Here is an 8,179-nt window from a genome sequence, read left to right as displayed (position 1 = left end):
TGATCACCGTCGCTATAATCCATTGACCGCGCAACACCACCTTCCAGACTGATCACGTTCGCCGAAACGATTGATCACCATCGCCGAAATCCGCAGTCGGACGGATCATTCCTCCCATAGTCGTCGTCAGCCGGTATTCGCGGTCGATCTCGACTGCGATCGATATCGCGTCGGGATCACCGATTATCGACAGCGGTGCAATGCGGGGACCGACGAAGCACGAGCCGTCGCGAGCGACAAAACGCATCGACGGACGATAAAAGCCTTCGTGTGGCAGGCACAGGTCCGCAATCAACGTCACGCCAGCCGCGTGCGCCAAGGCCTCAACTGGCGTCACTCGGCTTGCCGGGCGGCTTATCACAATGCCCACCGTAGCGCGCAGCAGCAGAACATCAATCTCCTCCGGCATCGGCATCGACTGGCCGCTGTACGACAGCGTATTACGTGGTTTCACATAAAGCACAGGTGCCTTGGGCCGGGCATTGTATGGTGGCTGACAGGCCGCGTCACCAATGCTGTCTAGTGCGTCACGTTGGTTCAGCAGCGTGCCATAGACGATGCCCGACAAGCTATATGGCTGTTCATCGAACAACAGGAACGGTCCGCTCATCGTCCTAATTCTCAAAAATGATCCAGGGCTTCAGGAGGACCTATGTCGCAGCGGCGACCATTCCATTCACTTCCGCCACGGCCCCCGAGTCCCCGACCAGTACGCCCTGAAGTGTCCCGATTGATGGGGAACACTCAACGGGAGCAACATGCCGCCCGCATGACGCATGCCTGGGGTGCATAGACTCACCCGCGTTCAGAGGAAGGTAGTCAGCATCTTTACGGTAAGCACGTTCTCAGTGAGAGTGATCTCCCGCCGTCGAAGCTTCCAGCCATCGGAAGAACGACTCAACACGTCTTTACGGCGCGCGGCAAGCATCATGTTCTCGTACTGATTTCGGTTCTGGCGCACCAGAATGCGACTCGACACCTCGATTTCCAGATCTTCCTCGACCTCGTTCACCGACGTAACGTAGATGTTCGACACCAGATGCGCCATTCTGGAAACCGGCTCCTCTGCCCAGTGCACACCGGTACGGATTTGCTCGATACGCTTGGCAAGCGTCCACTTTCCTTCCTCAAACCAGCTGATATCGACCCCTTCCTTCGTCGCCTCTCTTTCCGATAGCTCGCTGTGTCGCGCATTGCGCTGGATCGGCATGAAATAGACCAGGTTGGCATGCAACATCTCGAGCCATTCCTCGTATTGGCGGTTGTCAAGAAGATCTGCCTCACGATAAAGAAATCGCTCGGCCTGCCAGGTCAGTTCGCGCAATTGATTGTTGTCCATCGCAAATTTCTCGACTGCGCTCACGACTTGCCCTCCTTCAAGCTGCTGAATACGGGATCGTGATCACCCATCAGATGATCCCAAGGCTTCCCGTCCATGTAATCCGACCACCGCGTATAGAAGGTTCGCGGATTTTCCTCAGAGATTTGCGTCGATACATTGCCGGCGAGCGTCTCGTGTGAGCCCGCGCGTCCCAGCGATTGCTGGTAGTTGTATGGGTAGCGCCGTGCAATAGCCCCGGCGCTTGCTTCCGTGGCCATCTGCCAGTTCTCGATGTCATCCTGTTCGGTCATGCCTGCAGGGCCCTGGTACCGCATATAGAAATGGCGGAGCAGGTCTCGGACTTCTGCAGGAGCGTCCTTGTCGATGAGATACCAGCGCCACATTTCCGTATGCATGGGTCCGTGCGGATGAAACACGGTAATCGACCGCGGCTGGCGACCGTTGAAGCTGGTGTTCGGGAAAATCGTGCACACGAACGGAAGCAGGCGGGAATTTTCGCCTTGACGCTGCTGACGCTCTTCGTAACAACGCCGGAAATACTGCTCGACTTCAGGATTGTCTTGGTAGGCTTCAGCGTAGGGAAGCATCTCCGGCTGAATTGCACTATGAGCGCCATGCCCCGCCGGGAAGTTGACCCAGACATGCTGTGCACCAGAGAGCTCGTCATCGCGGCGGCCCTTTTTACCCGCTTGGGCACTGGGCCCGATCCCAATGTCGTCTACGGAGCGGTGACTGGGGTTGTGGTACGTGTCGCCCAGAAAGTTCTCTGCGCCGATCTTCCAGTTCGCCGGAATGATCCATTTTTGGACACCCACGAACACCTCCGTGTCGCCCGGCACGCCATTAAGGCCATCGATAGCAAGATCCAGGTGTTCCTTTGCGTCGCCGAGGTACTCCAGCAACTGTGGCGCCTCCTTGTCCCAAGTCGCCCAGATCGTTCCGTTGTAGTTCTCGAGTTGTGCCACTTCGATCAGCGACCATGCGTCCTTGTCGAGGTGCTCTTCGTAGAGCGAGCCGTACATGGGAACGCCGAAAAGCTTCCCTTCGGTGGTATAGCTCCACGCATGATACGGACACGTGAACTGCTTCGTGTTGCCCTCGTCGTACTGACACACTTTCATGCCGCGATGGCGACAGGTGTTCAAGAAGACATGAAGCTTGCCCTTCTGATCGCGGCAGAGAATGACCGACTCGTTTCCCATGCGCGAGGTGAAAAAATCCCCCGGATTCTTCACCTGACTTTCGTGGCCTACGAAGAGCCATGCCCTGGTGTAGATCCGTTCGAGCTCGGCCTTGAAGACCGCGTCATCGGAAAAGATCTCGCGGCTGATCAATCCTGCATCTCGATCCACGCATTCCGCAAACCGGCTGCGTCCAATCGAGTCGGCACTGATGCACTGGACAAAAGGTGCGTCTTGTTTCATGAGTCTGGTTTCCTCGTGAGTCACTGCTAGCCTGTGAATTTCTCGGCAAAGAGTTGTCGGGCTGGAATCTGCTTGGTTTTCAGGATGCCTCTGACGGCGTCGACCATGGGCGGCGGACCGCACGCATAGATCGAGGACGTTCGGTCGATCGAGAGCCGATCCAAGAGTTGCGTCACGCGCCCCTTGCCGTAGAACGAACCGGGGTTTGCGTCATCGCACGACACATGGATCTGTAGGCTCGCAAGCCGATCCTTGAAGTGTTCAATTCGCTCCAGTTCGAACAGCTGGCTCTCATGCCGTGCGCCGATGAAAAGAATGACGGGCGCCAAGCGATGCTCAGGGCGCTCGTCCTGAGCGATCTGTTCCAACATTGACAAAAACGGGGCAAGTCCCGTTCCACCAGCCACCATCACCTTCGGCCCGGCATCCCCACGCAGATAGAATGTGCCGCGCGGCGCGCCTAGATTGACGCTATCTCCAGCCCGCGCTTCCGAAGTCAACCAGTTGGAAAACTGCCCGTTAGATCGCAATGCGATATAGAACTCCAGTCGCTTCGAGCCTGGGGCATTCGCCATCGAAAACGATCGCTCAAAGGCTCCACCTTTGGGTGCGATGTTGACGTACTGACCTGGCAGGAACGAGACCACCTCCTCCGTCAGCAACGTCAAGCAAATCGTGTCCTCGGCTACCGGTTTCATGCTTTCAACAATTGCCAGGCATCCGGGCGCGGAAGCGGCAAGCGCGTCATCACCGGAGTAAGGCAGCTCGATGACGGCAGGCTGCGTCGTCTTCGCCCGGCAGACGAGCACAACGCCGCCGGCGCGTTCGGATTCGGAGAGGACATAGGGGCTGAACTCGTCCATATCGACTGAACCGCGAGACACCTGCGCCTGACAAGTCCCACAGTTTCCTTGCTCACAGTCCACGAGCAAGGAAAGCCCGCAATCGCGAGCCCCAGCCAAAATGCTTGCCCCTTCTTCGAGCAAGAGCGTGTTGGTTTGCCCGTCGGAAAAGACAAGCTGGATTGGGATCGACATATTGAGACCCGGAACTCATTGAGATGAAACTTTTGTCCGCCCTTCGGACCGATGTCTCAAAGCATAGCGATGTGCCGGGTCGCAGCCGAACCGATGCTGCAGATGTCCGCAGTTCGGACATGTCACACGTTCGCGATAAGCCCGTATGAGTGGAGCGTTAGATTTCGGATGACGACCCGAGATAGATAGGGTCTGGCGCTTATATAGGTGCGCTTCGGTGTAGCGGATGCCCAGGCGCGCAGACTGGTAGCCCCGTCGCAGTAGTATTTGCGCTTGCCAAGCGACACACCTCGGCCAAATCTCTATCCAACTTCTGAGCCAAGAGTTCGGATTGTTCAGAGTCCACGAAAGGAATCCCATGACAGCTAATCGCGTACTGATATTCGGTGCGGCCGGACATCTCGGCCTACCAGTTGCACGTTGGATCAACTACCGCTCACCTCAAACCTTACTTCGCCTCGCCACGCGTAGCGACACCAGCAAGCGATCGCTTGCACAGCAATTCCCTAAGGCGGAGTTGATTTCGGCAAATTATTTAGATGCTTCGTCGATGGCCGAGGCTCTTGCTGACGTCACTGCAGTATTCGTTGTTACACCGGACTTTCTCGACGAGGAGCGCGCAATGACCAATTTGGTCAATGGCGCGCGGCAGTCGAAAAACCTGCGCACCATCGTCCGCATTGTCGGAAATCTACCTAACGTCACGCCGGCCAACCTCACCCCAGAGTTGCGCGATTTTGGTGGGGGTACCGCCACGCAACACTTGCTAGCTCGCCAAATCCTCGATGCCAGCGGCCTCCCGGTCACATATCTCAACATGAGCGCGTATCTAATGGATGATCTGTTGCGCTGGGGTGGCCCGATCAGGGAGCAAGCAGCGCTGCTCATGCCATACGAGCGTCGAGTAGCTTGGGCCGACCCGGCGGAGGTCGGTGAAGCGGCGGCCCGTATCATCCTCAGCGAGGATAGTCGCTATGCCGGCCAGTACTTCAATGTCGAGAGTGGTCAGGACATCTTCACGTTCAAGCAAGTCGCCGAAATTCTGAGCGATGTCCTGCACTATCCGATAGCCTATGACGACAGCATCACACGATGGCTGGAGACGGTAGGCCCGAGGTACAAACAGCTCTTCGGGCCCAAAGGCGCAGACTACTACTTGGAATTCTATCGCTTCGAACAATTACACGAGTTGGCCGTATGTACTTCGAGTTCCCTCGGCATGCTACTGAAACGCACGCCCGCTACGCTGCGCTCATGGATTCGTGCCAACGCCGCCAGCCTTTCACCCGTTGCGGCTAGCTCGACAAAGTCTTGATCGCAGGAGTGCGAGCCACTATTGCTCGCACTCTCCCGTGAATTCTTGACAGAAAATGAGGGGACTTTGATCGCTCGCGGTGGTTGGCAACGACCATCTCCGCGACCATCTGATTTTCACGCCCGTAATCACGAATTAGTTGTTGAAGCCCGATGGACGGACTTTCCTGACGGAAGCGCCTGTTGAAGCTTTCGACCGTGGCGTTGTCAGTGGGCGTGTCCGGCGGGCTGAATTCCTGTTCAACTCCATGTTCGTAGGCTCAGCGATCCATTGCCTTCGAGATGAGCTCGCTGCATTTGTCGACCTTGATCATGGCGCGGTGTCCGCGCATGCCAGTAATACACGTCGGCGCTTGGACCACATGCTGCCCTTCAGAATTTGTCCGGCCTCGGTGGCTCAAACATTCCCATGTGTAGTTGTCAACGACGGTCAGAGTCCAAAGCGTCCCACATCGAACAGTGAATCTGCAACAAATCCATGTTCCAAATTTCGACCTGTTCCACGTCGTCGTCAAGTACGGGCGCGAGGTCATCGACCGGGTGAAGCAACGCTCGCGACGCTCTCTGCAAAATCCGACACAACCAAGGCGATTCAGTATTCGCTGAATCGCTGGCCGACGCTCATTTACTACTGCAGCGACGGGCGCCCGGAAATCGACAACCTGATCGCCGAGCGAGTGCTGCGCGGCGTCGCCCTCGGCAGACGGAATTACTTGTTCGCCGGCGCCGACTCCGGTGACGAACGTGCTGCCGCGATGTATAGCTTGATCGGCCCGGCGCGCTTGAACGGCCTCGATCCCGAGGCATATCTCGCCTATGTTCTCGAGCGCATCGCTGACCATCCGATCAACCGCATCGACGAGTTGTTGCCGTGGAACGTGGCGTCGGCGCTGCCGTCTACTGCCCACGTCGAACCCATCCGATAGCATCGCGCTCCCGTCGTCAACGACCTACGCTACGGTGCTGGGCGAGTGCTTACGCAATGTCCGCCATGCGAACATATTTGTCGAATTTGGACGATTCGCTTCCATTCGGTGATGGTCACAGGCTACATTTCACCATGACGGATTCAATCCAACTGGCGGACGCGATGTTTGAGTGGTGGATATCGCCGATGACGGATAAGTAAGAGGAAAAGATGACCAATACGGAAAAAGGCAACGAAAGCGTTCGAGCCGTGGGACGAGCGCTGGAAGTCCTCTTGGCGTTCAGTCCTGCCGATTTCGAGCTCTCGCCGACCGAATTGTTGAAGCGCGTTAGCTTGAGCCGTCCCACGCTCTACAGGCTGCTATACACGCTGGAGGCGCGCGGGTTCCTGGTATCGTGCGGAGACCCGCAGAGGTTTCGACTAGGGCCGTCTGTCGCTCGGCTTGCTCACGTGTGGGCATCCAGCAATGACCCGGCAGCTGCGGCGATGCCGATGATACGGAGGGTGTGGGAAGTAACCGACGAAACAGTGGGGCTTTATGTCCGGCAAGGAGGGTATCGGATATGTATCGCCGAGATTCCGAGTGGTCAGCCACTCAGTTTTCGTAGGGGCGTAGGTTTCCAGGATAGGATCGCACTCGGCGCGAGCGGAAAAGTAATTTTGGCTCATTCGTCCTTGGAACCCCGCCAATTGAGACAAATGACCCTGAACACGGATTTAGACCTAGTAGCCTTTGTTAAGGAACTCAAAAAAGCCAGGACACTTGGCTACGCGATCAGTCAAGACGAGCAAATCCAAGGAGCCACGAGCATCGCCGCACCCTTCTTTGACGCGTCCGGCGGTGTTGCCGGCTCCCTCGCTTTGTACGGGCCAAGCGTTCGGTTTGATGCGAAAAAGCTGGAGCACTTTTCGACCCTGCTTATGACCGAGGCCGCACACCTTTCACGGACGATCGGATTCCAATCGCTCGTTGAGCAAGTTTGACATCAAGGGCGGTGACTACAGGCTGCCCTCTTGAAGGCGCTCTAACGCTTTCACCGAATTCAATTCAAGGGTGAGTCGCAACAGCCGACTAAAGACCGGCGCCAGTATCCTCAGATGTATTGCATCTAGATGTCACAGGCGTGCCTTCGCCTTCGAAACTTGTATTCGATCATGCGCCGGAAGGACGTCCGGAATTCCACCTCCGCGCATGCAAAGAAGCGCGACTGAGTCGTGTAATGGGCTTGAACAACTAACCAGTACAACCAGCAAAGCTCAACTCACTGAATTTCTCAATGGAGTTCGGGGGCCAATTGCCGATCAGTCGAGCGTACCATCCGCTCGACTTTCTCTACAACGGCCTGCGCCCCCGCAAGGTAATTCGAAATCGCCTTGTTTACCGTGAGAACTGAACTCATCATCACGATAGTCCAGTAGACTGCGGCGTCGTTTCCGTTGCGGATAGGAACCGATATCGAGCACGTCCGTGGAACGATGCCACCCTCCCGAAATCCGCAGCCAAGAAGGGCCGCATCACGAATGAGGCTGTTCATTTGATTGAGATCCCACTGCTGAGCAGTCGCGTCGCGCGCCGCCGCGCCGGGAACCACCAACCATCGCTGCCGCTCCTCCGTAGGCAAAGACGAAAGATACGCTCGTCCCGGGGCACTCCCTGCGAGTGAATGGCGCTTCCCGATCCTCGGATAGGTCAGTGCGCGAGGCGAGCGAAAGATGGCCCGCGTGACCATCTCCCCTTCTTCGCGTACGTGAAGGTAAGAAGGCCAGCAGATTTCTTCACTGAATTCCTTGACCAACGGCTTTGCTAGTTCGATCACATGTGCGCTCCGCCCATAGCCGCAAGACAGAGCAGTGACCTTTTCGGTCAGACTGTAGACGTCGGTGACCTCATCGCGAACGACATAACCGGCTTGCATCAGCGTCTCCAACACCCGGTAGACAGTCGGCCTTGGCAGCGACGCGGCGCGGCTCAGCTCTAGCGCCGTCAGGTAGTTGGTAGTATTCAGAGCCTTCAGGACGTCCAAACCACGCAGGAAGCTTCGAATGGTGGCATCACTCATCACATATCTCCACGAATACACTTATGTGCTCCACGATGACAGAAACATGCCTTCGGACGCCAAATCTTCCACAA

At 56.7% G+C, this 8,179-nt stretch carries 7 protein-coding genes and 2 pseudogenes; 3 read left to right on the top strand and 6 right to left on the bottom strand.

Annotated features, from left to right (window positions below; genetic code table 11):
* Positions 1-52 precede the first annotated feature (52 nt).
* The 4 genes from DFS13_RS37575 to DFS13_RS37560 form a co-directional block, all read right to left on the bottom strand.
* Positions 53-610 carry a fumarylacetoacetate hydrolase family protein gene (locus DFS13_RS37575; protein WP_111442856.1) on the bottom strand — a complete coding sequence of 186 codons (558 nt, stop codon included), beginning with the start codon at positions 608-610 and terminating at the stop codon, positions 53-55.
* Positions 611-805: 195 nt separating this feature from the next.
* Positions 806-1,363 (bottom strand): 3-phenylpropionate/cinnamic acid dioxygenase subunit beta, encoded by a 558-nt coding sequence (locus DFS13_RS37570; protein WP_208328494.1) that lies wholly within the window; start codon positions 1,361-1,363, stop codon positions 806-808.
* Complete coding sequence (locus DFS13_RS37565) at positions 1,360-2,766, bottom strand: aromatic ring-hydroxylating dioxygenase subunit alpha (RefSeq protein ID WP_059623631.1); 1,407 nt, start codon at positions 2,764-2,766, stop codon at positions 1,360-1,362. Before DFS13_RS37565 ends, DFS13_RS37570 begins: the two co-directional genes overlap by 4 nt.
* 26 nt (positions 2,767-2,792) lie before the next feature.
* Positions 2,793-3,803: a 2Fe-2S iron-sulfur cluster binding domain-containing protein gene (locus DFS13_RS37560; protein WP_111442855.1), complete on the bottom strand. Its 1,011-nt coding sequence runs from the start codon at positions 3,801-3,803 to the stop codon at positions 2,793-2,795.
* Positions 3,804-4,161: 358 nt separating this feature from the next.
* Here DFS13_RS37560 and DFS13_RS37555 point away from each other — a divergent pair, with 358 nt between their 5' ends.
* Positions 4,162-5,118 carry an NmrA family NAD(P)-binding protein gene (locus DFS13_RS37555; protein WP_111442854.1) on the top strand — a complete coding sequence of 319 codons (957 nt, stop codon included), beginning with the start codon at positions 4,162-4,164 and terminating at the stop codon, positions 5,116-5,118.
* On the opposite strand, the pseudogene DFS13_RS41265 reads toward DFS13_RS37555, so the two are convergent.
* Positions 5,099-5,326: pseudogene (locus DFS13_RS41265) on the bottom strand (hypothetical protein); the annotation flags it as partial. The gene DFS13_RS37555 and the pseudogene DFS13_RS41265 overlap by 20 nt on opposite strands.
* A gap of 300 nt (positions 5,327-5,626) precedes the next feature.
* Here DFS13_RS41265 and DFS13_RS37545 point away from each other — a divergent pair.
* Positions 5,627-6,043: pseudogene (locus DFS13_RS37545) on the top strand (transposase domain-containing protein); the annotation flags it as partial.
* A 212-nt stretch (positions 6,044-6,255) separates the two neighbouring features.
* On the top strand, positions 6,256-7,029 hold the full coding sequence (locus DFS13_RS37540) for an IclR family transcriptional regulator (protein ID WP_059623624.1): 774 nt from the start codon (positions 6,256-6,258) through the stop codon (positions 7,027-7,029).
* 290 nt (positions 7,030-7,319) lie between these two features.
* On the opposite strand, the gene DFS13_RS37535 is transcribed toward DFS13_RS37540, so the two are convergent.
* Positions 7,320-8,105, bottom strand: coding sequence for a helix-turn-helix domain-containing protein (locus DFS13_RS37535; protein ID WP_059623622.1), 786 nt, complete (start codon positions 8,103-8,105; stop codon positions 7,320-7,322).
* Positions 8,106-8,179: the final 74 nt, after the last annotated feature.

The sequence above is a fragment of the Burkholderia sp. 28_3 genome, from assembly GCF_003253915.1.
GTDB lineage: Bacteria > Pseudomonadota > Gammaproteobacteria > Burkholderiales > Burkholderiaceae > Burkholderia > Burkholderia cenocepacia.
This window is presented reverse-complemented; position numbering and strand designations above follow the sequence as displayed.

Coding starts and splice junctions, on each gene's coding strand:
- DFS13_RS37575 (WP_111442856.1), bottom strand. CDS start 610: ATGAGCGGACCGTTCCTGTTGTTCGATGAACAGCCATATAGCTTGTCG.
- DFS13_RS37565 (WP_059623631.1), bottom strand. CDS start 2,766: ATGAAACAAGACGCACCTTTTGTCCAGTGCATCAGTGCCGACTCGATT.
- DFS13_RS37560 (WP_111442855.1), bottom strand. CDS start 3,803: ATGTCGATCCCAATCCAGCTTGTCTTTTCCGACGGGCAAACCAACACG.
- DFS13_RS37555 (WP_111442854.1), top strand. CDS start 4,162: ATGACAGCTAATCGCGTACTGATATTCGGTGCGGCCGGACATCTCGGC.
- DFS13_RS37540 (WP_059623624.1), top strand. CDS start 6,256: ATGACCAATACGGAAAAAGGCAACGAAAGCGTTCGAGCCGTGGGACGA.
- DFS13_RS37535 (WP_059623622.1), bottom strand. CDS start 8,105: ATGAGTGATGCCACCATTCGAAGCTTCCTGCGTGGTTTGGACGTCCTG.